Annotated in this window: 18 protein-coding genes; 12 read left to right on the forward strand and 6 right to left on the reverse strand. The window is 71.1% G+C overall.

Annotated features, from left to right (window positions below; genetic code table 11):
- Window positions 1–13 precede the first annotated feature (13 nt).
- Together TU31_RS04410 and TU31_RS04415 are read right to left on the reverse strand one after the other, a co-directional pair.
- Window positions 14–277 (reverse strand): DUF397 domain-containing protein, encoded by a 264-nt coding sequence (locus TU31_RS04410; protein ID WP_042149096.1) that lies wholly within the window; start codon window positions 275–277, stop codon window positions 14–16.
- Entirely contained in the window at window positions 274–1,098 is an 825-nt protein-coding gene (locus TU31_RS04415) for a helix-turn-helix domain-containing protein (RefSeq protein WP_042149099.1), read from the reverse strand. Before TU31_RS04415 ends, TU31_RS04410 begins: the two co-directional genes overlap by 4 nt.
- 112 nt (window positions 1,099–1,210) lie before the next feature.
- Here TU31_RS04415 and TU31_RS04420 point away from each other — a divergent pair, with 112 nt between their 5' ends.
- A complete protein-coding gene (locus tag TU31_RS04420) occupies window positions 1,211–1,639 on the forward strand; it encodes an ATP-binding protein (protein WP_042149101.1) in 429 nt (142 codons plus the stop codon).
- Between the two features lie 43 nt (window positions 1,640–1,682).
- On the opposite strand, the gene TU31_RS35790 is transcribed toward TU31_RS04420, so the two are convergent.
- A complete protein-coding gene (locus tag TU31_RS35790) occupies window positions 1,683–2,708 on the reverse strand; it encodes a hypothetical protein (protein WP_052718813.1) in 1,026 nt (341 codons plus the stop codon).
- Between the two features lie 205 nt (window positions 2,709–2,913).
- On the opposite strand from TU31_RS35790, the gene TU31_RS04435 reads away from it, so the two are divergent.
- From TU31_RS04435 to TU31_RS04460, 6 genes are all read left to right on the forward strand, one after another.
- Window positions 2,914–5,022 (forward strand): phosphocholine-specific phospholipase C, encoded by a 2,109-nt coding sequence (locus TU31_RS04435; RefSeq protein ID WP_042149108.1) that lies wholly within the window; start codon window positions 2,914–2,916, stop codon window positions 5,020–5,022.
- Between the two features lie 231 nt (window positions 5,023–5,253).
- Window positions 5,254–7,488, forward strand: a complete 2,235-nt coding sequence (locus TU31_RS04440) for an MMPL family transporter (protein WP_042149113.1) — start codon at window positions 5,254–5,256, stop codon at window positions 7,486–7,488.
- 117 nt (window positions 7,489–7,605) lie between these two features.
- Complete coding sequence (locus tag TU31_RS04445) at window positions 7,606–8,250, forward strand: hypothetical protein (RefSeq protein ID WP_042149116.1); 645 nt, start codon at window positions 7,606–7,608, stop codon at window positions 8,248–8,250.
- 320 nt (window positions 8,251–8,570) lie between these two features.
- Window positions 8,571–11,159, forward strand: coding sequence for a type 1 periplasmic-binding domain-containing protein (locus tag TU31_RS04450; RefSeq protein WP_245698398.1), 2,589 nt, complete (start codon window positions 8,571–8,573; stop codon window positions 11,157–11,159).
- Between the two features lie 137 nt (window positions 11,160–11,296).
- Window positions 11,297–11,563 carry a hypothetical protein gene (locus TU31_RS04455; RefSeq protein WP_245698399.1) on the forward strand — a complete coding sequence of 89 codons (267 nt, stop codon included), beginning with the start codon at window positions 11,297–11,299 and terminating at the stop codon, window positions 11,561–11,563.
- Between the two features lie 160 nt (window positions 11,564–11,723).
- Window positions 11,724–14,828, forward strand: a complete 3,105-nt coding sequence (locus TU31_RS04460; RefSeq protein ID WP_042149125.1) for a helix-turn-helix transcriptional regulator — start codon at window positions 11,724–11,726, stop codon at window positions 14,826–14,828.
- Here the strand turns inward: TU31_RS04460 and TU31_RS04465 are convergent.
- From TU31_RS04465 to TU31_RS04475, 3 genes are all read right to left on the reverse strand, one after another.
- Complete coding sequence (locus tag TU31_RS04465) at window positions 14,825–15,058, reverse strand: DUF6191 domain-containing protein (protein ID WP_042149128.1); 234 nt, start codon at window positions 15,056–15,058, stop codon at window positions 14,825–14,827. The two genes, TU31_RS04460 and TU31_RS04465, sit on opposite strands and share 4 nt — an antisense overlap.
- 86 nt (window positions 15,059–15,144) lie before the next feature.
- A complete protein-coding gene (locus TU31_RS04470; protein WP_042149130.1) occupies window positions 15,145–16,317 on the reverse strand; it encodes a PQQ-dependent sugar dehydrogenase in 1,173 nt (390 codons plus the stop codon).
- 220 nt (window positions 16,318–16,537) lie between these two features.
- Complete coding sequence (locus tag TU31_RS04475) at window positions 16,538–17,575, reverse strand: aldo/keto reductase (protein WP_181018527.1); 1,038 nt, start codon at window positions 17,573–17,575, stop codon at window positions 16,538–16,540.
- Window positions 17,576–17,663: 88 nt separating this feature from the next.
- Here TU31_RS04475 and TU31_RS04480 point away from each other — a divergent pair, with 88 nt between their 5' ends.
- The 5 genes from TU31_RS04480 (at window position 17,664) to ilvC (ending at window position 25,594) form a co-directional block, all read left to right on the forward strand.
- Complete coding sequence (locus TU31_RS04480) at window positions 17,664–18,626, forward strand: 2-hydroxyacid dehydrogenase (RefSeq protein ID WP_042149134.1); 963 nt, start codon at window positions 17,664–17,666, stop codon at window positions 18,624–18,626.
- 305 nt (window positions 18,627–18,931) lie between these two features.
- Window positions 18,932–21,850, forward strand: coding sequence for a putative bifunctional diguanylate cyclase/phosphodiesterase (locus tag TU31_RS04485; protein WP_042149136.1), 2,919 nt, complete (start codon window positions 18,932–18,934; stop codon window positions 21,848–21,850).
- Between the two features lie 207 nt (window positions 21,851–22,057).
- A complete protein-coding gene (locus tag TU31_RS04490; protein ID WP_042149138.1) occupies window positions 22,058–23,929 on the forward strand; it encodes an acetolactate synthase large subunit in 1,872 nt (623 codons plus the stop codon).
- Between the two features lie 40 nt (window positions 23,930–23,969).
- Window positions 23,970–24,494 carry an acetolactate synthase small subunit gene (gene ilvN / locus TU31_RS04495; protein WP_018087233.1) on the forward strand — a complete coding sequence of 175 codons (525 nt, stop codon included), beginning with the start codon at window positions 23,970–23,972 and terminating at the stop codon, window positions 24,492–24,494.
- A gap of 101 nt (window positions 24,495–24,595) precedes the next feature.
- A complete protein-coding gene (gene ilvC / locus TU31_RS04500; RefSeq protein WP_042149142.1) occupies window positions 24,596–25,594 on the forward strand; it encodes a ketol-acid reductoisomerase in 999 nt (332 codons plus the stop codon).
- The last annotated feature ends 172 nt before the right edge of the window (window positions 25,595–25,766 follow it).

Here is a 25,766-nt window from a genome sequence, read left to right on the forward strand (position 1 = left end):
ATTCCAGTGACCGTCAGTTGGTGACGTCAGACAGGAACGCGGACCAGGCGGCGGTGCTCAGGGTGAGTATGGGGCCGCCGGGGTTCTTGGAGTCGCGGATGTGGATGGCGTGGGGGCAGGTGGAGACTTCTAGGCAGTCGCCGCCCTCATCGCTGCTGTGGCTGGACTTGCGCCAGGCGTAGGCGACTTCGATGCAGTCGCCGCCTTGGCTGCCGCTGTAGCTCGACTTGAACCAAGTGAGTGCGTCGGTGACGTACGAGGAAGCTTCGCTGGTCATAACTCTCCTAGCAAGTCGTCCAGCAGACCCTTGCTTTCATTGGGCGAGTAGGCCTGCGAGCGCAGCATCCCATATTTCTGCTGGAGGGTACTGACCTGATCGGGGTCCTCGATGAGGTACCTGACCAACTGCCCCTCGATGTAAGCCAAGTATTCGTGTTGAGGCGTCTCAAGCAGGATCATCGGCCCATCGAGACCAGCGTGGCTTCCGCGCTTCGTTGGCATGATCTGTAGGCCCAGAAAGGGAAGTTCAGTGCACTGCCGCAGATGACGGATCTGCTCGCGGAGCACCTCCGGCCCGCCGACCGGCCGGTGCAGAATCACTTCCTCCAGGATGAAGTTGAGCATTGGCCGTGGCTTTTTGCGTTCCAACAGCTTCTGCCGATCGAGTCGTGTGGCGATCCAGTCCGCGGCCTCGTCCGGGTCGGGCGGTGGATAGAGAGAGTCGACGACCTCCCGCGCGTACGCCTCCGTCTGCAACAGCCACGGCACCACCTGGTTCTGATACGACAGCAGCGTCAGCGCCGCCTCCTCATGCTCCACCAGGTCCTGCACGAACGCGGGCAGCTTCTCCCGCTCGGGGACCTTTGACACGGCGACCGCCAACACGCCCTTGGTGTCGAGGAGTTCATCGAGGGTCTCGGCCAGGTCGAGCTTGAGTGGTCGGCGGCCCTGTTCGATGGAGCCGATGGTGTCCTCGTGGAGTCCCACCCGCTCGGCCAGTGCGGGCTGGGTGATGCGGGCGGCCCTGCGGAAGTGGCTCAGCTGGGCGCCGATTACATGCCAGGACGTGATTTTCTTCGGTTTGTTCGCCGATTGCATGCGGTCTGCCTTCCCCTCCCTGTGACGGCATGACACAGCCAGAAGTCGTACAGCGGATCTGTACGACCTGACACTGTGGTCCAGTGTAGTTACGCACTGTGACAGTGGCGCCATGCAAAAGGAGATCCAGACGCTCTGTGCCCGTACGGTGCGCTACCGGCGGGAGCGCCGATCCGTGCCGCTGGCCAGGGAGTTCGCCCGTACCGCGCTTGTCGAATGGGACCTGGAACGCCGGGCGGACGAAGTGCTGTTGTGTGTCAGTGAGCTGGCCACCAATGCCCTGCTGCACGGTGTTCCGCCCGGCCGTGAGTACCGGCTGCGGCTGTTGCTGGGTGAGGACGGGCTGCTGCGGGTCGAGGTGCACGACAGCGGGGGCGGGGAGCCGCGGGTTCCGGTGCGGGACGGCGCGGCGGAAGGGGAGTGCGGGCGGGGGCTGTTGCTGGTGTCCGCGCTCGCGGACAAGTGGGGGGTGGGGGAGCGCGCTCCGGGCAAGATCGTGTGGTGTGAGTGGTGGCCGGAGTACGTGGGCGGCCGCCGTTGACCGGGCAGGCCGGGCATGCGCGGCGGCCGCCGGCCGGTGCGGGTCAGTGGCAGCCCATGGTGGCGCCGACCTTGGTCAGCACGGCGCGCTTGATCGCCGCGTACTGGGCGTCCGAACCCTCGGAGATCACGTGGACATACCTGCGCTCGCGGCCGCCGGCGCAGGCCAGTTCCGTGGCGGCGTCGCGGTCGAAGCGGAGGTCGTCGGCCGTCAGGTGCAAGGGCTTGCCGGGCCGCACGGGTATCCGGGCCCGGACGCCGGTCGGTGAGAACGCGTCCAGCGTGGACCGGTCACGCAGTACGAGCGCCGAGAAGAGCCCCAGGTCGAGTTGGTCGTCGCCCGCACCGAGTGCCGTGCACCGGCTGACCGGGTCGTCGGTGAAGCCGCCGAGCTGGGAGACCTTTCCGCCGGCCCACTTCCGTACGATCCTGGCGTCCGCCACGTCGCACGGGGTCTCTCCCCGGGTGAGGTCCACCGGCCGGACCGTGGGCCAGTCGAAGCGCTCGGGCGCGGGGAAGGGCTTGCCGCCGCACCGGGCTATCTGGGCGTTGCCGACGGCGAGCAGGGAACGGGCGGCGAGGTTCTGGGCGGCGCGCCGGTCGGTCAGCGCGCCGGGGACGTTGACGTTCACCAGCTTGTTGCGGCACTGCGGCAGATGGAGCCAGCCGTCTGTGCGGTCACGGTTCGTTTTGATCATGCCGGGCAGGCCGTGGTGGAGCGGGACGGTGCCGAGCCCCCACCACAGAGACGCCTTGAGGGGCGTCTCCATCACGGTGGTGCGGAACCGCCAGTCGCCCCTCTCGACCGTGCACTCCGGGTCGCCCCACCGGTCCTTCCCCTCCGTGACCTCCCAGGGCGCATCACCCGGTGCCGCCTTCGTCAGCAGCGAGCGGTCGAGGGAGCCCCAGCACGCCCGGTCCGGCAGGGCGCCGTTCCAGGGCCACGTGCCGTTCACCGTGGTCCAGACGGCGAGGAGCAGTGCGGCCGCGGCCAGGGCGACCGCGGCCCAGAGCCGCCTGCGGCGCGGCGCGCCGGGCCCCGCGTTCGCCGGCTGTTCGATTTCCCCCATGCCAACTGAACCTAGGGCGTGATCCTTTGACGCCGCAACCGCCTGTGGACAGTGCCGCCTGTGGACAGTCCGCAAAGTTGTCACCCCGCTACCTACCGCCGGTCACGGGGGTCCACTAACGTCCCGGTCGCACCATCTCAATGGGCTGATTGCGGACCATTGAACGGTCTGTGGCTGCCGTGGACTGACAACCGGGAGGTCGGGCGTGGCACCGGAGGTATCTCGTAGACGCGTACTGGGAGTTGGTGCGGCCGCGGCGGGCGCGGCGATGACCGGGTCGCTGCTGCCGCCGTCGTTGCAGCAGGCGCTGGCGGACGACGCGGCGCGGCCGGCCCGCGGCGGCGGGCTCGCGGACATCCGGCATGTGGTCGTGCTGATGCAGGAGAACCGCTCCTTCGACCACTACTTCGGGATGCTGCGCGGCGTACGCGGCTATGCCGACCGCAATGCGATCGAGCTGCCCGGCGGCCGGAGCGTCTACGAGCAGCCCGGGCTGCTGGGCGCCGGGACCGTGCTGCCTTTCTCGGTGCGCGAGGCGGCCGCCGCGCAGAAGAAGGACCGGCAGTACATCGGCGCGCTGGACCACGGCTGGGACGGCGGGGCCAGGGCGTGGAACGGCGGCTGGATGAACAACTGGGTCACCGCCAAGACCGCGGCCACCATGGCGCACTACGACCGGCAGGACGTCCCGCTGCACTACGAGCTCGCCGACACCTTCACCGTCTGCGACGCCTACCACTCCTCGATCCACTCCTCGACCAGCCCCAACCGCAACCACCTGGTGAGCGGTTGGACGGGCTACGAGCCCAACGGGAAGCGGGCGGTGGGCAATGACGCTTATGAGGAGGACACCCACCCCGGCTACACCTGGACCACCTACGCCGAGCGGCTGGAGAAGGCCGGCCGCAGCTGGCGCGTCTACCAGGAGTGGGACAACTTCACCGACAACAACCTGGAGTTCTACGCGCGCTTCAAGGCGGTCGCGCAGAAGGCCCTGGCCAAGGTGGACGGGGTGCGGAACATGACCGCCTTCTACATGACGCTGGCGGGCGCCGACGAGGCCGGGCGCAAGCGGCTCACGGGGCTTCTGGAGGAGGGCGTCAGGGCGCTGAGCCGCGCGGAGCGGAGCCTGTTCGAGCGGGCGCTGCGCAGGGGCGAGCCGAACACCCTGGCGACCGCGTTCGCCGCGGATGTGGCGAGCGGCAAGCTGCCCGAGGTGTCCTACCTCGTGCCGTCCGCCGCGGACTCCGAGCACCCCGGCTCGTCCTCACCGGTGGAGAGCGCCACCATCGTCTACCAGGTGCTGGACGCGCTCGGCCGGCACCCGGACGTCTGGCGGCACACCGCGCTCTTCCTGACCTACGACGAGAACGACGGGTTCTTCGATCATGTGCCGCCCCCGGTGCCGCCCGCCGGGACCGACGGGGAATTCTGGGACGGCCGGCCGACCGGTCTGGGCATCCGGGTGCCGATGCTCGTCATCTCGCCGTGGACGGTCGGCGGCTACGCCTGCTCCCAGGTCTTCGACCACACCTCGATCACCCGCTTCCTGGAGCGCTGGACGGGGATCGAGGAGCCCAACATCAGTGCCTGGCGGCGCACCGTCTGCGGCGATCTGACCGCCGCCTTCGACTTCTCCCGCGGGCGCAGGCAGCCGTCGGTGCGGCAACCCGGCGCGATCCCGGCGTTCAGCGGGCGCTGGGCACCGCAGCCGCCGGTCCGGCAGGCGCTGCCGCAGCAGGAGCGCGGCGTCCGGCCGGCCAGGGCGCTGCCCTACCAGCCGGACGCCGACGGCGGCTTCGATCCGGGCACCGCGGTCTTCCGGATGGCCGTCCGTAACGCCGGCAGGGCCTCCGCCCATCTGGCGCTCTATCCGTACGCGAGGGAATTCGATGTGCCGCAGCACCGGGACGTACGGGGGAAGGGGCGGTGGGAGGTGCCGGTGAAGGACGGCAGGTACCGCTTCACGGTGACCGGGCCGAACGGCTTCCGGCGGGAATTCGCCGGTACCGGGCAGGGCGCGGCCGCGGCCGTCAGGATCAGTACGCGGATCGACGCCGGGCGGCAGGAGCTCCACCTGACCGTCACCAACCCCGGCCGCACCGAGCTGACCTGCACCCTCACGCCGCTGGCTTATACGGATACCCCGCCGCGCACAGTGAAGGTGAAGGCCGGCCGCAGCCGCACCGTCGGGTATCCCGCCGCGGCCGCGCACGGTTGGTACGACCTCGGCCTCACGGTCGCCGAGGACCGGTCCTTCCACCGCCGGCTCATGGGGCATATCGAGAACGGCAAGGAGTCGGTCACCGGCTGAGAGGCGGCATACGGGGCCGGGGCGGGGAGGAGTTCCCTATTCCCGTCCCTTTGTGGGGAAGGCCACAAAGAGGTCAAAGGATCTTTTCCGGCTGGCATCCTGCCCCGGGGGGTGGACCGGACGCTTCCGCTTGTGCGTGTGCGACGGCCCGCCCCGTCCCCGTACATCCGCGTTCGGCACCGCCCGCCCCCGGGAGATATCGACGCCCGACCCGGGAAGCAGACGAGGTCCGTGACCGCTCTGGCTCGGTGGTGTCTCCGGCGCCGCATCGTGGTGATCGTGCTCTGGCTCGCCGTCTTCGCGGGGGTCGCCGTCGCAGCGGGGGTGACCGGGGCCGCGTACTCGAACAACTACGAGGTGCCCGGGACCGAATCCGGGCAGGCGAGCGCCCGGATGGCGAAGGCCTTCCCGGACCGCTCCGGGGACGGCGACACCCTCGTATGGCACACGGACTCCGGAACGGTGCGCTCCGGCGCCGTGGAGAAGGCCATGCGGCACACCCTGAAGGAGATCGCCGGACTGCCCGGTGTCTCCGAAGTGCAGGGCCCCTACGGCAAACACGGCACGGACGGCGCCGGCACCCGGCAGATCAGCAAGGACGGGCACACCGCCTACGCTTCCGTGATCTTCGATCGGCCCACCGACGAGCTGGACGTCGCCCAGGTCCGGACGGTCGTCGACACCGCGCAGCGCGCGTCCGGCCGGGGCCTCCAGGTCGAGCTGGGCGGCGCCGGTATCGCGCTGACCGAGGCACCGCGCGCCCAACTGGCGGAGATCATCGGGCTGGGCGCCGCGGCCGTGGTGCTCTTCCTCGCCTTCGGCTCGCTCGCCGCGACCTTCCTGCCGATCGTCACCGCGCTCGCCGCCGTCGGCACCGCCTCGGCCGGCATCACCCTGCTCAGCCACGCGATGACCGTCGCCGACTTCGCCCCGATGCTCGGCATGCTGATCGGGCTCGGCGTCGGCATCGACTACGCGCTGTTCATCGTCACCCGGCACCGCAAGGGCCTGCGGGCGGGCCTGCCGGTCGAGGAGGCCGCCACCCGGGCCGTCGCGGTATCCGGGCGCGCGGTCGTCTTCGCCGGTGCCACGGTCTGTATCGCGCTGCTGGGCATGCTGATCCTGCGGCTGAGCTTCCTCAACGGCGTCGCCCTCGCCGCCTCGCTCACCGTCGTCCTGACCGTGGCCGCCGCCATCACCCTGCTGCCGGCGCTGCTCGGGCTGATCGGAATGCGGGCGCTGAGCCGCCGCGAGCGCCGACGGCTGGCCGAGCACGGACCACGGCCCGAGCGGCCCACCGGGATCGCCGCCCGCTGGTCCGGCTTCGTCGAGCGGCACCCGAAACTGCTGGGCACCGTCGCGGCGACCGTCATGCTCGTCCTGGCACTGCCGACCTTCGGCCTCCATCTGGGCACCTCCGACCAGGGCAACAACCCGGCCGCCTCGACCACCCGCAAGGCGTACGACCTGCTCGCGGGCGACGGCCACGAGAGCGGCTTCGGCCCCGGCTTCAACGGGCCGCTGACGCTCGTCGGCACCCTGGACGGCGCCAAGGACCGGATCGCGTTCTCGGACCTGCCGGACCGGCTGCGGGACACGCCCGGCGTCGCCCAGGTCGGCCGTCCCGCGTTCGACGGCAACCACAGCACCGGCGTGATCACCGTCGTACCCACCACCTCACCGCAGTCCCGGCAGACCTCCGACCTGGTGGAACGTCTGCGGACCGAGGTGCTGCCCGAGGCCGGGGGCACGAGCACGCTGCGCGTACAGGTCGGCGGGATCACCGCGAGCTACGACGACTTCGCGTCCGTCATCGTCGGCAAACTGCCGCTCTTCATCGGCGTCGTGATCGCGCTGGGCTCGGTCCTGCTGCTGCTCGCCTTCCGCAGCATCGGCATCCCGCTCAAGGCCGCGCTGATGAACGTCGCCGCCGTGGCCTCGTCCTTCGGGATCGTGGTCGCGGTCTTCCAGTGGGGCTGGGGCAGCGAACTGCTGGGGCTGGGCAGCGCCGGCCCGGTCGAACCCTTCCTGCCGGTCATCATGGTGTCGGTGCTCTTCGGCCTGTCCATGGACTACCAGGTGTTCCTGGTCTCCCGGATGTACGAGGAGTGGCAGCTGACACACGACAACCGGCGGGCGGTACGGGTCGGCCTCGCCGAGACCAGCCGCGTGATCAACTCGGCGGCGGTCATCATGATCGCGGTGTTCGGGGCCTTCATCCTCAGCGGCGACCGGATCATCGCGATGTTCGGCATCGGCCTGGCCGGCGCCGTCGCCCTCGACGCCTTCGTGCTCCGTACGCTGCTGGTTCCCGCCCTGATGCATCTGCTGGGCGGCGCCAACTGGTGGCTGCCGTCCTGGCTCGACCGATGGCTGCCCCGGATCAGCATCGAGCCGCCCCCGGAGCCGGGCGGGGTGCGGCTGCCCGGCCCCCAGGACGGGGAGAAGCCGCTGGTGGGGGTGTAGCTCCCGGCCCCGACCGCCTTCTGGCGCCGCCCCCGCGGTCGGCGTGTCGCCGTCCGCCGCGCGCTCGGCGCCGCGGCTCTCATCGGACTCTCAGACGGGACGCCTACCGTCGCGCCCATGGGTACCAGGACGACCGAGAAGCGAACCGACGAAGAGAAGTCCGTGCCGGCGCAGACCGCCACGGAGACCGCCGAGATTCCGGAGGCCACCGAGGCCGAGGCGGCCGGCAAGGCCGCCGCCAAGGCCGACGAGCAGGCCGATGACAACGCCGCCCTCGCCGCGCAGGACGAGGCCAGTGACCTCGGCGCGGACGACGGCACCGACGAGCCCGGCCACGGCCTCGACACCGCGCCCGTAGCGCCCTCCACCGGGATCGCCGCCGGCGCCGGTGCCGTCGTCGCCGCGGGGCTCGGCCTCGCGTCCGTCACCGGCACCTGGCTCGGTACAACGATGGCCGAGCGGGCGAACCTGATGGGCCAGATCAAGCTCCAGTCGGGCAAGGCCAGCGACCAGATCGCCGCCGTCTACGGCGCCTCGTGGCACACCAACGCCCTGGTCAACGGAGTCTTCGCGCTCCTGGCCGTGATCGTCGCCGCAGTGGCGCTGAGCCGCAGCCGCGCCACCTGGGTGCGGGCCGTCGCCTTCGGCGGACTGGCGCTGGGCGTGCTGGGGATCCTGATCTCCGCGGGCATGTACCTCGACCTGTTCGGCAGCATGCCGACCGTGCCCAAGGCCCCGCCGGGCGGACCTGCCGCTCCGTAGGGCACCGGAGCCGACGCCCGCCGAAGACCCACCGGTCCGCCCGGTGGGTCTTTGCCGTTGGTGGGGGAGCGGTGGCCTGCCGGGCCCGCTGCGGGGGCGGAACCGGCAGCGGCCGCCCCGCGGCACACACGAAATCCGAAAGTTGATTGAGCCCGCGATATCACTCTTCTAACATGGGTAACTACCCTGTGTAGATCATTAGTTGGCCGGAAGGCCGCTAGTCGGCCGATGAGGTGAGATCCGCGAACAACTCTGTCGAACCCTCCTCTTTTCCGGATGATTCCGGAGCGGACTACTTCATCCGCGAGTACCGCACCGCCGTGAACCCAGCCCGGCGCGACCTCCTGGAGAACAAGCCGCCGCTGCTCATCCTCAGCACCCCGGCGAATGCCACGGAGTCCCACACCCACCGGGTCCTCGAAGCGCTGCGCTGGGCACTCGGCCCCGAGCACAAGCGCGTTCCGCACACCGTGCTGTACGCCGAGGGCGATGTGCCGCTGCTGACCGTCCAGGCGGGCGCGGGCCTCGGGTTCGACATCCCCCGGCGCTCGACCCCCGACCGGTTTCCCCATTTCTGGCTGATGGCGGATGTCGTCGCGCAGATCCAGGAGAGCCGTCCGGGCGGCGGCGGCCTCGGGGCGCGGAAGTTACGCGACCACGTCTACCGCCAGCGGGCCGAACGGGGCGGCATACCCGGCCTGTTGTGGCACATGGGCGGCACGGACACCGCGCCCATCGGCGGGGTGCGCGGCTTCTTCGTCGGACTCGTGTGGCACTCGCTGACCCGGGCCCTGCCCCGGTGGATCTGGGCCCGGCGGCAGAACCGCCGGCTCGTCAGGTCCAAGCGGAGCGGCTGGCTCGGCAAACACCTCAACGCGACCGCCGGCGGGGCGCCGGTGTTCGAACTCCTCGACCAGGTAGGCGCCCGCCAGTCGCCCCGGCTGAGTCTGGAGCCCAGCCATCCGCGCCACAAGGAGGGCCTCGCCGCCCTCGAACTCCTGCTGCTGCGCGCCCTGCTGGAGGACCTGCGCAAACCCGCCGTCGGACGGCTGCTGCCCAAGCGCCGCCGAAGGGTGGCCCGCCCCGTACTGCTGGTGGAGATTCCGCCGGAGGGCGCCCCGGGGGCCGACGCGGCGGAGCGGTTCCTGCGCGCGTTCCACACCCTGCAAGCCGGGCTGGACGGGCCCGGCCCGCTCGTCATCGCGGTCGGCCGTCCCTCCGGCTCCCTCCAGGCCGATCTGGGCGTGGAACGCACCAACCTCCGCCGGGCGAGCAGTCTGCTCCACTCCAGCAACCCGCGGCCGGTCGTGGTGCCCCTGGAGGACGAGCCCTTCGAGCGCCCCGGACTGCAGATTCCCCCGGTGCAGCCGCGGAAGTTCACGATGGGCTGGCGCGCCGTGACCGCCGTCGAACTGGCCGCGCTGGCCACGGTCCTGGTGGGCGGCGCCCTCGCACCCGGTTTCTGGGAAACGCCGCCGGACACCCGGTGCGTGGGCGGGGACCGGCCGGCCGCGGCCGGCAGCCAGACCGAACGCGTCGAGGTCAGGCCGAAGCAGTGGTACCAGGATGCGCTGGACCGGATCGACAGGCAGAACAAGGAGGCCGAGAAGTACGCCGCGGACCGCGCGGTGCGCACCGTCGTGCTCTTCGAATCGGCCCCTCCGACGAGTGCCGAGGACACCATCTTCGACGGGGCCATCCCCGAACTGCGCGGGGTCGCCATGTGGCAGCAGCGGCTGATCGAGGACGCCGCTTCGGACTCCTCCCGGGTACCGCTGCGGGTGGAAGTGCGGAGGGCCGGTGCGGGCTTCCGCGACGCCGTCCCCGCCGTGCGTGACCTCATCCAGGACGTCAAGCAGGAGAACTCCGGAGAGGCGTACGAGCAGATCGTCGGCGTCCTGGGCTTCGCGCAGAGCACGAAGCAGACCCAGGAGGCCGTGAAGGAACTGGGCGCCATAGGCATGCCGATGGTCGGCACCACCGCGACGGCCGACGAGATGCAACAAAGCGATTCCTACTGGCCCTTCACGCCGGCCAACAGCACGGAAGCAGGCATTGAGGCCGCCTTCGCCGCCCATTCCCCCCTCGTGGCGAAGCCGGGGCAGACGGACCCGCACGCGCCGGTGGAGTGTGTTCCCGCCGGGCACGCGGTGATCGTACGGACCCCCGACGACCTCTACAGCGAGAGCCTCGCCGACAAGTTCCAGCAGGCCTTCAAGGGGGGTGAGACGGTCATCAGCTTCCGCCAGGACTCACAGCCCTTCGCCACACAAGCGGGTACGCAGAAGGCGACCACGGCCGACCAGCTCGTCGGCCAGGTGTGCCAGGCCCTGAAGGCTGAACCGGACACCGCCGTCTACTGGACCGCAAGGGCGAAGGACTTCACGGCCTTCATCAGAGCCATGGACACCAACGGGACCTGCATCGAGAACGATCTCACCGTGCTCGGCGGCAATGAGCTGACCAATGTGGCGCTCACCGGCCAGTATGCCGACAAGGACTGGCTCCGGCTGTACCACTCCGCGCACCGCCTCCCCGAGGAGGACCACCGCGCCAGTGCGAAGACCAAGGACTTCGTGCGCCAGTACAACGGGCAGTATCCGCAGGACCCCTGGCGGCAGGACGGGCACTCCGCGGTCTCCTACGACGCCTTCCACGTCCTGTCCAGGGCCGTGGACAGCGCGGGCAGCACCGTGCGGCGGGAATCCGTTCTGACCGCCCTGAGGAACAACATCACCTTCGACGGTGCCACCGGGGCCGTCAGTTTCTCCGAGTTCAGCAGTGGCCCCCCGAAGCGGAAGACCCTGGTGATCCTCCGGCAGTCGGCCGGCGAGCCGGAAGCGGTGGTCGCCTGCGGGGCGTACAGCCTGACGGCACGGAAGCAGCAGGATTCGCCCTGTCGCGACTGACCCTCACCGCATCCGTTTTCCGGGGGCCCTACGGCCCCCGGAGGCCATCCCTAGGCATCCCCCCGCCCGCCGCTGCCGCTTCCTAAGGACCGTACGGACACCAAGATCGGGCACCCTCCCGATGTGGCGGACCCCCCTTGGAGACGAGGCTGGAGCCACTCGACGAACCGTCGGGGCACCACCTCACCACCATCAGGGGAGACACCATGTTCCACTCCGAGCTGGAGCTGCGGGTCCGCTACGAAGAGCTGCGCCGCCGGGCCGACCGGCAGCGCCTGGAGCGCGAGGCGACCGAGGCCCGGCGTGCCGGGCGCCGCGGCGCCGCCCGCTCCGGGGCCGACGAACCCGAGGGGTGGGTGAGTACCTGGGGCCGGCGGGCGCGGATCCGCCGCGCCACCGCCTGACCGCGAGGCCCCCGTGCCACTTCCCACGCCGGCCCCGCGGCCGGCCCGGCCCCCGCACGCCCGGCCCCAGGTGCTCACCGCACCGGGCCGGGCGTTCCGCGTACCGGGTCACGCGTTCCACGCAGCGAAACCCCCTGCCGGATTGTCAGAGCCCTGTGCGATGCTCAGCGGCGTGGAGACCAGGTCCGTCAGTCCCGTGTTCGTCGGCCGAGCGGCCGAACTCGCCGCGTTGGGGGACGCGCTCGACCGCATCGCGGCGTCCGGCGAGCCCCAGGCCCTGCTGATCGGGGGTGAGGCAGGGGTCGGAAAGACCCGTCTCATCGAGGAGTTCGGTGAGTCCGCGCGGGCCCGGGGCGCGCTCGTCGCGCTCGGCGGCTGTATCGAGATCGGCTCCGAGGGCCTGCCCTTCGCCCCGTTTTCCGCGATCCTGCACACCCTCAACTGGCATCTGCGCGACGAGCTGGCCGCCGCCGTCGCCGGCCAGGAGGGCGAACTCTCCCGTATCCTGCCCGAATTGGGGGAGACCCCCGGCGAGGCCCACGACGAGGAGATCGGCCGGGCCCGGCTCTTCGAGCTGACCGCCCGCCTCCTGGAGCGGCTCGCCGCCGACCGCACCCTCGTCCTCGTCATCGAGGACCTCCACTGGGCCGACCGCTCCACCCGCGAACTGCTCGCCTACCTCCTGAGGGCGCTGCACGACGCCAACGTCCTCCTGGTGGCCACCTACCGCTCCGACGACATCCACCGCCGCCACCCCCTGCGCCCTTTCCTCGCCGAGATCGACCGGATGCGCACGGTCCGGCGCGTCGAACTGGCCCGCTTCAACCGCGAGGAGGTCCGCTCCCAAATCGCCGGGATCAACGGCAGCGACCCGGAAGAGGACACCGTCGACCGGGTCTTCAAGCGCTCCGAGGGCAACGCCTTCTTCGTCGAGGAACTGGCCCGCGGCCTCGCCGAGGGCGCTCTGCACGGCCTCAGCGATCCTCTGCGCGATCTGCTGCTGGTCCGCGTCGAGGCGCTGCCCGAGGACGCCCAGCGGGTGGTGCGCACGGCCGCCGAGGGCGGCTCCACCGTCGAACACGAACTCCTCTCCGCCGTCTGCCGGATGCCCGAGGACGACCTCATCGAGGCGCTGCGGGCAGCCGTCGGCAGCAACATCCTCGTGCCCACCCAGGACGGCACGGGCTACCGCTTCCGGCACGCCCTCGCCCGCGAGGCGGTCGTCGACGATCTGCTGCCCGGCGAGCGCACCCGCCTCAACCGCCGCTACGCCGAAGCCCTGGAGGCCGGCCCCTCCCTGGTCCGCGCCGAGGTCTGCGCCGCCCGGCTGGCCAGCTACTGGTACAAGGCCCATGACGCCGCCAAGGCCCTGCCCGCCGTCCTCGCCGCCTCCGTACAGGCCCGCCGCCGCCATGCGTACGCCGAGCAACTGCGGCTGCTGGACCGCGCCCTGGAGCTGTGGGACGACGCGCCCACCGAGGTCCGCCAGGGGGTCCGCCCGGTCGACTACGCCGAGGCGTATCCGGCCTGCGGCTGCCACGACGGCGACGCCCTGCGCTTCCTCGACCTGCTCGCCGAGATCGCGGTCGCCGCCCGGCTGTCCGGCGACATCGAACGGGCCTTCACGATCACCAAGCGTGCCCTGCGCTCGCTGCGCAGTGAGAGCGACCCCCTGCGCACGGCATGGTTCCTGGTGCAGCGCTCCCGCCTCTGCCAGGGCACCGGCCGCGGCAACGGCTGGGAGGACCTCGGCACCGCACAGGAGCTGGTCCGCGGACTGCCGCCGTCCTCCGTGCATGCCGAGGTGCTGGCCGCCGTCGCGAGCTGGGAGGTCCTGCACGAACCCGGGCCGGGCACCTTCGCGACGGCCGAACGGGCGGTGGAGCTCGCTCAGTTGGTCGGCGACGAGGAGGCCGAGCTCAACTCCCGGCTGACCCTGGCGGGGCTGCGGGTCGACGCCGGCGATGTCGACGAGGGCATCGCCGAGTTCCGTACGAGCCTGGCGCGCGCCGTCGACCGCGGCTACTTCGCCGTGATCGGCCGCGGCCAGGTCAATCTCGCCTCCGCGCTGGAAGGCGTCGGCCGCTCCCGTGAGGCCGTCGAGGTCACCGACCAGGGCGTCGAACTCACCACCCGCTACGGCCTCAAGGACAGCACCAGCTGGGTGCTGGGCAACCGCGCCGAATCCCTTCAGTCGCTGGGCCGCTGGGAGGAGGCGGGCCGGGCCGCCGCCGATGCCCGCCGTCTCGCGCAGAACCCCCGCGCCATCGCGCTGGCCGCCAGCCGCCGCACCGATCTCGCGCTGGACGAAGGAGACCTCGCCGAGGCCGAGCGCGAACTGGCCGTCGCCCAGGAGTACTACGGCACCCACGACCCCCAGCCGCAGCACGCCCTCGTCATGGCGCGGCACGCACTGCGCATCGCCGCCCGCCAGGGCCGCCTCCTCGACGCCCGCAGCATCCTCCAGCAGGCCCTGGACGCCGGCTTCCCGCCCGGCACCCAGCGCTACACCTGGCCGCTGCTGTGGGCGGCCACCACCGCCGAGGCGGACGCCCGCGGACTGCCCGCCGCCGAGCCCGGCCGGCCCGCGATCCTCGCCCGCATCCGTGACGCGGCCAAGCGGCTGCCCCGGATCTGCCCGGTCTGGTCGGCGTACGACCGCGCGGTAGACGCCGAACTCCGCCGTGCCGAGGGCCGCGAGACCCCCGACGCCTGGGCCGAGGCGGTCGCCGCCTTCGAGCCCCTGGAGCGCCCGCACGAACTCGCCCGTGCCTGCTACCGCTGGGCCGAATCACTCCTCCACGGCAGCGAGCGGGCCACCGTCGGACTGCACGGCCGGACCCCGCGTGAGGCCGCCGTCCTCCTGCTCACCCAGGCGCACACCGCCGCCGTGACGATGGGCGCCCGCCCGCTCGCCGACGAACTCGAACTCCTCGCCCAGCGGGCCCGTGTCCCGCTGCCGGGCCTGATACCGGACGCCACGGCCGGGACCGCCCCCGGCCGCACCCGCGCCACCGCCGAGGCACCCGCACCCTCCGCCGCCCCCGCCGAATCCCTCGGCCTGACCCCGCGCGAACGCGAGGTGCTGCGGCTGGTCGCCGACGGCCGCAGCAACCGCCAGATAGCCGACGCCCTGTTCATCTCCCCGAAGACCGCCAGCGTCCATGTCTCCAACATCCTCGCCAAGCTGGGCGTCTCCGGCCGGGGCGAGGCGGGCGCGGTGGCGCACCGCCTGCGCCTCTTCGGCGAACCGGCGGCCGGCTAGGGCACGTTCGGCGATCCGACGCCCGGCTGGGACGGGCCCCGGGACGGCTCGGCGTCCCGGTCCCGCCGCGGTGGCGCCGTCCGGACGACGACGGTGCCCGAGGCGAGATCGATCGGGCCCTTCCCGGGGTCGCCGTCGCCCACGTCATCGACGACGAGCGACATCCGCTGCCGCTCCTCGTCGGTGTGTTTGCGCCCCGGTGCGAACAGTTCTTCCGCGATGTTGAACATGGTGCCCTGCCCCCTCTTCGGTGTGCGCGCACCCGTCCCCCTGCCCCCGAGTCTAGGCAGGACACCCGAAAAGGGGATCTGCCGGATCAGCTCACCTTGAGGCGGAGAATCCGGTCATCGCCCTTGTGCGGGGTGCCCCGTCCGTCCGTATTGCTGGTGACCAGCCACAACGTGCCGTCGCCGGCCGCCACGACGGTCCGCAGTCGTCCGTAGGTGCCCTTCAGGAAGGCCTGCGGAGCGGCCACCGGCTTCGTCCCGTCCAGCGGAATCCGCCACAGCCGTTCGCCGCGCAGCGACGCCATCCAGACCGAGCCCTTGGCGACGGCGATACCGCTGGGCGAGGCGTCCGCGGTCTTCCACTGCTCGACCGGGTTCACGAACCCGGGGCCCTTCGACCCGCCCTTGGCCCGGCCCTCGACCTCCGGCCAGCCGTAGTTCTTGCCCGGCTCGATGAGATTGAGCTCGTCCCAGGTGTCCTGCCCGAACTCCGAGGCCCACAGCCGCTTGTCGCCGTCCCAGGCCAGCCCCTGCACATTGCGGTGGCCGTAGTCGTACACCACCGAATCCGCCTCGGGGTTGCCGTGCGCCGGCTCGCCGTCCGGCGTCATCCGCAGGATCTTGCCGGCCGGGGAGTCCTTGTCCTGGGCCAGCCCGCTGTCACCGGTCTCGCCGGTGCCGACGTAGAGCATCTTGTCGGGGCCGAACGCGATCCGGCCGCCGTTGTGGATCTGGCCCTTGGGGATGCCCTTGTAGAGGGTGTCGGGCGCGCCCAGCTGATTGCCCGGCGGGCGCTTCTCGTCGTAGTTCATGCGCGCGATGCGGTTGTCGGACGCGGTGGTGAAGTACGCGTACACCTGGTGGTCCGCGCCGAACGTCGAGGACACCGCGATCCCCAGCAGCCCGCCCTCGCCCCCGGGGTCCACGCCCGGCACCGACCCCAGCTCGGTCTTCTTCCCGTTGTCCGCCGAGACCCGGACGATCTTTCCGGTGTCACGGGAGGCGACCAGCAGATCCCCGCCCGGCAGCACCGCCACCCCCCACGGTGACGTCAGCCCGGTCGTCAGGGTGCGGGTCACCTTCACCGAACCCTTGGCGGGCGGTGCGGTGGACTCCGGTGTGGCGCCCGGCGAGGCGGCGGCGCTCTTCGACGGGGTGGCGGAGGAGCCGCCGCCCTCGGGCTGTGCGCCGCCGGACGAGCAGCCCGCTGCCAGGAGCAGCGAAGCGGTGGCCAACACGGCGGTCTGGGAACGGCGTTGCACGGCAGGGTCCTCTCGTCGGCAGGGCGTGGACAAGAACACCACATCGCGCGCCGCGGCGCCGCGCCATACACGCTCCGGAGCCACTCCCACCTGCCATGATCCGGTGCGCACGGCGCGGCCGCGAGCGGGCCGGGCGGGTCCGGGAGGGCCGCCGCGGCCGCCGCGGGCCACAGGGACGCCATGTTCGCGGCCGGCCCGGCCCTGACCCGCCGGACCGGCTCTAGTACCAGGACCCGCGCGCCGGCGGCAGCGCGGCGATCTCCGCCAGATCCTCGCGGGTGAGCGTCAGTTCCACGGCCTTGGCGTTCTGCGCCGCCCAGCGCTCCTTCTTCGTACCCGGCACCGGGACCACATGCCGGCCCTGCGCCAGCGTCCACGCCAGCGCCACCTGCCCCGGCGTCGCACCGTAACGGGCACCCACCCGCCGCAGCCCGGCCACCACCGGCTGGTTCGCGGCCATCATCTCGGCGGTGAAGCGGGGGTGGCGGGCCCGTAGGTCCTCCGGTTCGAAGCCCTGACCCGGGGTGAGGGTGCCGGTCAGATAGCCGTTCCCCAGCGGCATCGCCGCAAGGAAGCCGACACCCCGCGACTCACACCACGGCAGCAGCGCCTCCAGCGCCTCCGGCGACCACACCGACAGCTCGGCCTGCACACTGCTGACCGGGAACACCTGCTGGATCCGCTCCAGTTGGGCCAGCGTCCCGTCGTGCATCCGGGACCGGGGACGCGCCCGCCCGGCCGGCCGCCGCTCCGTACGGGCCGCGCGGGCCGGCCGGACCGCCCGCGCGCCCACCGCGCACAGCCCCAGCGACCGCACCTTCCCGGCGGCCACCAGCTCCGCCATCGCCCCCCAGGTCTCCTCGATGGGCACCTCGGGATCCGGCCGGTGCAGCTGGTAGAGATCGATACGGTCGGTCTGAAGCCGGCGCAGCGAGGCATCGCAGGCCCGCTTGACGTAACCGGGCCGCCCATTGGCGACGATGTGCTGCTCACCCACCAGCAGCCCGCACTTGGTCGACACGAACGCGTCCGCCCGCCGCTCCTTGAGCACCCGCCCCACCAGCAGCTCATTGGTGAACGGGCCGTACATGTCGGCGGTGTCCAGCAGGCTGCACCCCCGGTCCAGCGCGGTGTGCACGGCCCGCAGCGAGCTGTCCAAGCTGCGCTGCGACTCGGTGTACCCCCAGCTCATCGGCATACAGCCGAGCCCGATGGCCCCCACGTCAAGGGCCGCCGCACCGATTGTCCTGCGCTCCACCTGGTTGTGCCTCCGTCCCCTCGCCCCCGGTCAAGGGCCAGACCAAACTAACGTCTGAACAGAACGTCTCTTCGCATAGCCTCGGGGCATGGCAACAGCGGACCAGCACACCGACGCGCACGACGTATGGCTCCCGATCCCGCCCGACGAGATCGAGGGGCTCCCCGACGGACTGCACTACGTCCACTGGGACGCCGGCCCCGACTATCCGGCCGACCCCGCCCGCTGTGTCTTCTATGCCGTCCCCTACATGAAGAGCGCGGAGATCCTCCTGCGCCCGCTGCCCCGGATGAGCCGGGTACGGGTGGTGCAGGCGCTCACCGCCGGCACCGAGAACCTGCTCCCGGGGCTGTCCGACCTGCCGTCCGGCGCCCAGCTGTGCAACGCCCGCGGGCTCCACGACGCCAGCACCGCTGAGCTGGCGCTCACCCTGATCCTCGCGGCGCTGCGCGACATCCCGGGCTTCGTCCGGGCCCAGGACGCGGGGGAATGGCGGCCGGCCTTCCGGCCGGCGCTGGCCGACAAGTCGGTCCTCATTGTGGGCTATGGTTCGATCGGCAGTGCCATCGAAGACCGGCTCACACCTTTTGAGTGTGCGCGGGTCGTGCGCATCGCACGCACCGCTCGTGACACAGTGCGCGGTCCTGTGCATCCACTCTCCGACCTGTCCGCCCATCTGCCCGACGCAGACGTCGTCGTGCTGGCGACTCCGCTCACCGACGCCACGCGTGGCCTGGTGGGAAGCGGTTTCCTGGCGCAGATGAAGGACGGCGCACTGCTGGTGAACGTCGCGCGCGGCGGTGTCGTCGACACCAAGGCACTGCTCGCCGAGCTGGAATCCGGACGGCTGTACGCGGCGCTCGATGTCACCGATCCGGAACCCCTGCCCACCGGACATCCGCTGTGGCACGCTCCCGGCGTGCTCGTCACTCCACACGTCGGTGGCCCCAGCTCTGCCTTCCTGCCCCGTGCGAAGCGGCTGATCCGGGACCAGTTGACGCTTTTCGCGGCCGGCGAGCCCCTGCGGAACGTGGTCGCCACCGCCGACTGAAACCGGTTGCGGGTAGCGCTACGAGGCCGTACGACTGCAAGGAGTGTTCGCCATTCGCTCGTAGTCACGCTCCGTAGAGACGCTATGTCCCTGAGTGACGGAACTGGTGTATCGTCCGAGCGGGGACGACGCCGGGAACGACGCGGCGCGTGCGAACGATCCGGGACTCGAGGGGGGCGACGGGCGATGTACGGCCGATGGACGAGTAGCGAGAAGCACGATCCACGAGCGCCCGCGGGAATACTGCGCGGCCCCCAGGAGCATCGCTCGCAGCGGCGCCCGGTGCGGGTGAGCGGGAGAGTCCGGTGAGCGCCCCCGGGGCGATGCTCTCCAGGTCGCCGGCACCGGCCGGCAACCCGCCGAGCGTCGTGCCGCAGATCGTGCTGGCGGTGGTCTGTGGCGGCTATGCCGTCGGCGCCGCGTTCGGCTGGGGATCGCGCGAAGTCGCCGCGATCATGGGGGACTTCGGCCTCAGCTTCGCGGCATTGCTGGCCGCTGTCTCCTGCGGGCTGTACGCCCGCAAGCGCCGCAGCCGGTTCCGCCCGGCCTGGATGCTGTTCGCCGCGTCCTCCGGGATGGCCGGCCTCGGCAACGGCGTATGGGGCTGGTACGAGGTCATCGAAGGGGTCACGGTACCCAGCCCCTCCCTGGCCGACTTCTGCTTCCTGCTCTTCGCGCCGCCGGCCATCGTGGGCCTGCTGGTGCTCGCCAAGAGGCCGGTGACCAGGGCCGGTTGGGTCTGCCTGGGGCTCGACTCCTGGCTGATCGCCGGATCGCTGGTCACTCTCTCATGGAGCCTCGCGCTCGCGCACACCGCCCACTTCCAGGGCCGCAGCGTGGCCCAGAGCGCCCTCTCGCTGGCCTATCCGCTGCTGGACATCGTGCTGGTGAGCATGGTGCTGGCGCTGCACTTCCGGCGCTCCTCCGTGCACCGCTCGGCCATCAACACCGCTGTCGCGGCACTGGCGTTGACGGTGCTGTGTGACGCCCTCTTCAGCTCCCCGCTGCTGCGCGAGCACTACCGCTCCGGCCAGATCCTGGACGCCGGATGGTTCGCCGGCTCGATGCTGCTCGCCTACGCGCCCTGGGTCGCCCGCCGCGCGGGGGAGGAGAGCGCCGAGGAGGACGTCAAGCCCGCCGCCCGCCGGGTCCAGCCGCACGGCAGCCGCCCCATCGCGGGCTCGCTCGCCGCACTGACCCCGTATCTCGCCGCCGCGGTCTGCACGCTGGGCATCCTCACCAACGTCCTCGACGGGCGGCGCATCGACCGCGTGGTGCTCTTCACCGGCTGCACGGTCGTCCTCGCACTGGTCGTCCGCCAGGGCATCATGCTGCTCGACAACATCACCCTCACCCAGGAACTGGCGCAGAAGGAGAACCACTTCCGCTCCCTGGTGCAGGGCTCCAGCGACGTCATCATGATCGCCGCCCCGACCGGTGTGCTCCGCTATGTGAGCCCGGCCGCCGCCGGGGTCTACGGCCGCGACGCCGAGGAACTGGTCGGCTCCGAGCTGGCCTCGCTGATCCACCCCGAGGACCTGGGCCGGGTGGTGCACGAGGTCCGCAGATTCCTGGCCGCGGCCCCCGAGGACGAACCGACCACCCGTATCGAGTGCCGCTTCCGCGCCGGTGAGCAGCGCTCCGGCGGCGACGGCTGGCTGAACGTCGAATCCACGGTCAACCGCCACCAGGGCGGCCTGATCTTCAACTCCCGCGATGTCACCGAACGCGTCCGCCTCCAGGCCCAGCTCCAGCACAACGCCTCGCACGACGCGCTCACCGACCTGCCCAACCGCGCGCTGTTCACCGAACGCGTCACCCAGGCCGTCACCGGCCGCCGGGCCAGCGACCACGACACCGCGGTGCTCTATATCGACCTCGACGGCTTCAAGCAGGTCAATGACACCATCGGTCATCAGGCGGGCGACGAACTGCTGGTGCAGGCCGCCCGCAGGCTCGCCGACTCGGTGCGCTCCGGCGACATAGCGGCACGGCTGGGCGGCGACGAGTTCGCCGCGCTGATCACCGGCGACGGCACCCGCGACCGGGCCGCCCGTGAGTTCCGTATCCACGAGATCGCCGACCGGCTGCGCATCAAGCTCTCCGAGCCGTACCGCATCGACGGCCGGGACGTGCGGGTGGCGGCCAGTATCGGTGTCGCCTTCGCCGAGCCCGGGGTGAGCCCCGCGGGCCTGCTGCGCAACGCCGACCTCGCGATGTACCGCGCCAAGCAGGCCGGCAAGGGCCGGGTGGAGCTGTACGCACCCCAGATGCAGGACGAGGTCGCGCACCGCGCCGAGCTCGTCGGCAAACTCCGTACGGCGCTGAACGACGGCGCCTTCGCGCTGCTGCACCAGCCCGTCGTGGAGCTGGCCACCGGACGGGTCACCGCGGTCGCGGCACACGCCCGCTGGCGCTCCGCCCAGGGGATTCTCTTCACCCCGGCCGAATTCCTGCGGGTCGGCGACCGCGGCCGGTTCGTCGACGACGGCGACCGCGCCGCCGAGCTGGACCGCTGGCAGCTGGAGGAGGCCGTCGAGCAGGCCGCGGCCCGCCACCGGGCCGGCTATCCGGTGCCGGTCGCGGTCCGGCTCTCCGCCCGCCGCCTGCTGGACCACGCCCTGTCCCCCAAGGGCGTCGAGTCGCTGCTGACCCGGCACAACCTCCCCTCGCGCGCGCTCGTCGTGGAACTGTCCGAAAGCGACCCCCGCCTCCCGCTGGACGACCTGGAGCGCCGCCTGATCGCACTGCGCCGCCTGGGCGTACGGATCGCCCTCGACGGCTTCGGCAGCGGGTACGCCGCCATCAGCGCGCTGCGCCGGCTCCCGGTCGACGTGCTGCGGCTGGACCGCGGGCTGGTGGACGGTGTGGTGGAGTCCGCCCGGCTGCACAAGATCACCGCGGGGCTGCTGCGGATCGCCGGTGACCTGGGCATGCAGTCCGTCGCGGACGGCGTCGATCTGCCCGAGCAGGTCCTCGCCCTGCGCTCCATGGGCTGTACGCACGGCATGGGCACGGCCTTCTCCGGGCCGCTCGACGAACACCGGCTGCGGCGGTCCCTGACGCACGCCCACTATCCGGTACCGGACCTGGCGGGCAAGGGCCGCGCGGTGGTGCTCACCGGCAGCGGTCTGCCCGCCCGGCAGGGCGGCCCGGTGGGTCCGGAATCGCTCGTGCATCCGCCATTGCGCTCAAATAGTGAGACCTCCGTCCCACCCACTTGACACTCGGTGCACGGCGGGGGGAGGGTCAGTGCCATGCGCACCCGAATTCTCGTACTTGGAAAGCGCGTCGGCTGAAGCCGGGTCCTGACGAACCCGGCTCATCGCACCGACGCGCTCCCCTCGCTTGCCACCTGGCACGGGGGGTTTTTTGTTGCACAGCAACCTCACAAATCCCGTCAAAACCCTCAGCTTCGAGAAGAGACGCAGATGACCGAGCAGGCCTCCGGGGCCCACCATCCGCAGCCGCGGGCCCGTAACGCCGGCGGACCGCAGCAGCCCGCCACCGTCGAGCACGTCACGGGTGCGCAGTCCCTCATCCGTTCGCTCGAGGAGGTCGGGGCCGACACCGTGTTCGGCATTCCCGGCGGTGCGATCCTTCCCGCGTACGACCCGATGATGGACTCCTCGAAGGTCCGGCACGTCCTGGTGCGCCACGAGCAGGGCGCCGGTCACGCCGCCACGGGATACGCGCAGGCCACCGGCAAGGTCGGGGTCTGCATGGCCACCTCGGGCCCGGGTGCCACCAACCTCGTCACCCCGATCGCCGACGCCCACATGGACTCCGTCCCGCTGGTCGCGATCACCGGTCAGGTCGCGTCCAAGGCGATCGGCACGGACGCCTTCCAGGAGGCGGACATCTGCGGCATCACGATGCCGATCACCAAGCACAACTTCCTGGTCACCGACCCCACCGAGATCCCCCGGACGATCGCCGAGGCGTTCCACATCGCCGCCACCGGCCGCCCCGGCCCGGTCCTGGTCGACATCGCCAAGGACGCGCTCCAGGCGCAGACCACCTTCGCCTGGCCGCCGCACACCGAGCTCCCCGGCTACCGCCCGGTCACCAAGCCGCACGCCAAGCAGATCCGCGAGGCCGCCCGGCTGATCGTCGAGTCCAAGCGCCCGGTGCTCTACGTCGGCGGCGGCGTGATGAAGGCCGGCGCCACCGCCGAGCTCAAGGTCCTCGCCGAGCTGACCGGCGCCCCCGTCACCACCACCCTGATGGCGCTGGGCTCCTTCCCCGACAGCCACCCGCAGCATGTCGGGATGCCGGGCATGCACGGTGCGGTCACCGCCGTCACCGCGCTCCAGAAGTCGGACCTGCTGATCACCCTCGGCGCCCGCTTCGACGACCGGGTCACCGGCAAGCTCGACTCCTTCGCGCCGTACGCCAAGGTCGTGCACGCGGACATCGACCCGGCGGAGATCGGCAAGAACCGCGCCGCGGACGTCCCGATCGTCGGTGACGCCCGCGAGGTCATCGCCGACCTGATCGTCGCCGTCCAGGCCGAGCACGACGCCGGCCACCGGGGCGACTACACCGCCTGGTGGAAGGACCTCAACCGCTGGCGCGAGACCTACCCGCTCGGCTACGACCTGCCGGAGGACGGCAGCCTCTCCCCGCAGCAGGTCATCGAGCGGATCGGCAAGCTCGCCCCCGCCGACACCATCTACGCCGCGGGCGTCGGCCAGCACCAGATGTGGGCCGCCCACTTCATCGGCTACGAGCAGCCCTCCACCTGGCTGAACTCCGGTGGCGCCGGGACGATGGGCTACGCCGTCCCCGCCGCGATGGGCGCCAAGGCCGGGCAGCCGGACCGTACGGTCTGGGCGATCGACGGCGACGGCTGCTTCCAGATGACCAACCAGGAACTGGTCACCTGCGCGCTGAACAACATCCCGATCAAGGTCGCGATCATCAACAACGGTGCGCTGGGCATGGTCCGCCAGTGGCAGACCCTGTTCTACAACCAGCGCTACTCCAACACCGTGCTGCACAGCGGCCCCGAGTCCAACGGCCTGGTGACGGCGGGCAAGGCCAGCGGCGGCACCCGCGTCCCGGACTTCGTGAAGCTGTCCGAGGCCATGGGCTGTGTCGCGATGCGCTGTGAGGACCCGGCGGAGCTGGACGCGGTGATCGCCAAGGCCAACGCCATCAACGACCGCCCGGTCGTGATCGACTTCATCGTCCACGAGGACGCCCAGGTGTGGCCGATGGTCGCCGCCGGCACGTCCAACGACGAGGTCATGGCCGCCCGGGGCGTGCGTCCCGACTTCGGCGACAACGAAGACGACTGAGCCCAGGACGTCACGGACGCACGGAAGAAGAGAGAAGACCATGTCCAAGCACACGCTCTCCGTCCTGGTGGAGAACACCCCCGGCATCCTCGCCCGGATCGCCGCCCTGTTCTCCCGCCGCGGCTTCAACATCGACTCCCTCGCGGTCGGGGTGACCGAGCACCCCGACATCTCCCGCATCACCATCGTGGTCAGCGTCGAGTCGCTGCCGCTGGAGCAGGTCACCAAGCAGCTCAACAAGCTCGTCAACGTGCTGAAGATCGTCGAGCTGGAGCCCGGCTCCGCCATCCAGCGCGAACTGGTCCTGGTCAAGGTCCGCGCCGACAACGAGACCCGCTCGCAGATCGTCGAGATCGTCCAGCTCTTCCGCGCCAAGACCGTGGACGTCTCGCCCGAGGCCGTCACGATCGAGGCCACCGGATCCAGTGAAAAGCTGGAGGCGATGCTCAAGATGCTGGAGCCGTACGGCATCAAGGAACTGGTGCAGTCCGGAACCATCGCCATAGGCCGTGGCGCCCGGTCCATCACCGACCGCTCGTTGCGCGCACTGGACCGTACGGCCTGATCGCCGTGGTCCGACCGGACCGCATGGCGAGACCCACCGCCCTTCCCCACCCCGCCCGACGTACTGTGTGGGCACCCGCTAGATCCAAGGAGATACCCGAAGTGGCCGAGCTGTTCTACGACGACGATGCCGACCTGTCCATCATCCAGAACCGCAAGGTCGCGGTCATCGGCTACGGAAGCCAGGGCCACGCCCACGCGCTGTCGCTGCGTGACTCGGGCGTCGATGTGCGGGTCGGTCTGCACGAGGGCTCCAAGTCCAAGGCCAAGGCCGAGGAGCAGGGTCTGCGCGTGGTGACTCCGGCCGAGGCGGCCGCCGAGGCCGACGTCATCATGATCCTGGTGCCGGACCCCATCCAGGCCAAGGTCTACGAGGAGTCCATCAAGGACCACCTGAAGGACGGCGACGCGCTGTTCTTCGGTCACGGTCTGAACATCCGCTACGGCTTCATCAAGCCGCCGTCCAACGTGGACGTCGCCCTCGTGGCCCCCAAGGGCCCGGGCCACCTGGTCCGCCGCCAGTACGAGGAAGGCCGCGGTGTGCCCTGCATCGCGGGTGTCGAGCAGGACGCCTCGGGCAAGGCGTTCGAGCTGGCGCTCTCCTACGCCAAGGGCATCGGCGGCACCCGCGCCGGCGTCATCAAGACCACCTTCACCGAGGAGACCGAGACCGACCTGTTCGGTGAGCAGGCCGTGCTCTGCGGTGGCGCCTCGGCGCTGGTCAAGGCCGGCTTCGAGACCCTGGTCGAGGCGGGCTACCAGCCCGAGATCGCGTACTTCGAGTGCCTCCACGAGCTGAAGCTGATCGTGGACCTCATGTACGAGGGCGGCCTGGAGAAGATGCGCTGGTCGGTCTCCGAGACCGCCGAGTGGGGCGACTACATCACCGGTCCGCGGGTCATCACCGACCAGACCAAGGCCGAGATGAAGAAGGTGCTCGCCGAGATCCAGGACGGCACCTTCGCCAACAACTGGATGGCCGAGTACAACGCCGGTCTGCCGAAGTACAACGAGTACAAGAAGGCCGACGAGGACCACCTGCTGGAGACCACGGGCAAGAAGCTCCGCAAGCTCATGAGCTGGGTGGACGACGAGGCGTAAGCCCGGTGACAGGGGGTCGCGGCGATGCTGCGGCCCCCTCGTCCATGGCGCCCCGCGGCGCCTTGTCCGCCGCGTAGAACCACGCACGGGTGATCCTTCCGCAACGGCACAGGACGCGCCCCCCACCGCCACTACACTGCCAAGCACAAGCGCGTCAGGCTCACAGCGTCGT

This window comes from Streptomyces lydicamycinicus, from assembly GCF_000829715.2.
Taxonomy (GTDB): domain Bacteria; phylum Actinomycetota; class Actinomycetes; order Streptomycetales; family Streptomycetaceae; genus Streptomyces; species Streptomyces lydicamycinicus.

Bases quoted from the DNA above. Each gene is read 5' to 3' on its own strand.
- TU31_RS04410 (WP_042149096.1), bottom strand. From the start codon at position 277: ATGACCAGCGAAGCTTCCTCGTACGTCACCGACGCACTCACTTGGTTC.
- TU31_RS04415 (WP_042149099.1), bottom strand. From the start codon at position 1,098: ATGCAATCGGCGAACAAACCGAAGAAAATCACGTCCTGGCATGTAATC.
- TU31_RS04420 (WP_042149101.1), top strand. From the start codon at position 1,211: ATGCAAAAGGAGATCCAGACGCTCTGTGCCCGTACGGTGCGCTACCGG.
- TU31_RS35790 (WP_052718813.1), bottom strand. From the start codon at position 2,708: ATGGGGGAAATCGAACAGCCGGCGAACGCGGGGCCCGGCGCGCCGCGC.
- TU31_RS04445 (WP_042149116.1), top strand. From the start codon at position 7,606: ATGGGTACCAGGACGACCGAGAAGCGAACCGACGAAGAGAAGTCCGTG.
- TU31_RS04460 (WP_042149125.1), top strand. From the start codon at position 11,724: ATGCTCAGCGGCGTGGAGACCAGGTCCGTCAGTCCCGTGTTCGTCGGC.
- TU31_RS04465 (WP_042149128.1), bottom strand. From the start codon at position 15,058: ATGTTCAACATCGCGGAAGAACTGTTCGCACCGGGGCGCAAACACACC.
- TU31_RS04480 (WP_042149134.1), top strand. From the start codon at position 17,664: ATGGCAACAGCGGACCAGCACACCGACGCGCACGACGTATGGCTCCCG.
- TU31_RS04490 (WP_042149138.1), top strand. From the start codon at position 22,058: ATGACCGAGCAGGCCTCCGGGGCCCACCATCCGCAGCCGCGGGCCCGT.
- ilvN (WP_018087233.1), top strand. From the start codon at position 23,970: ATGTCCAAGCACACGCTCTCCGTCCTGGTGGAGAACACCCCCGGCATC.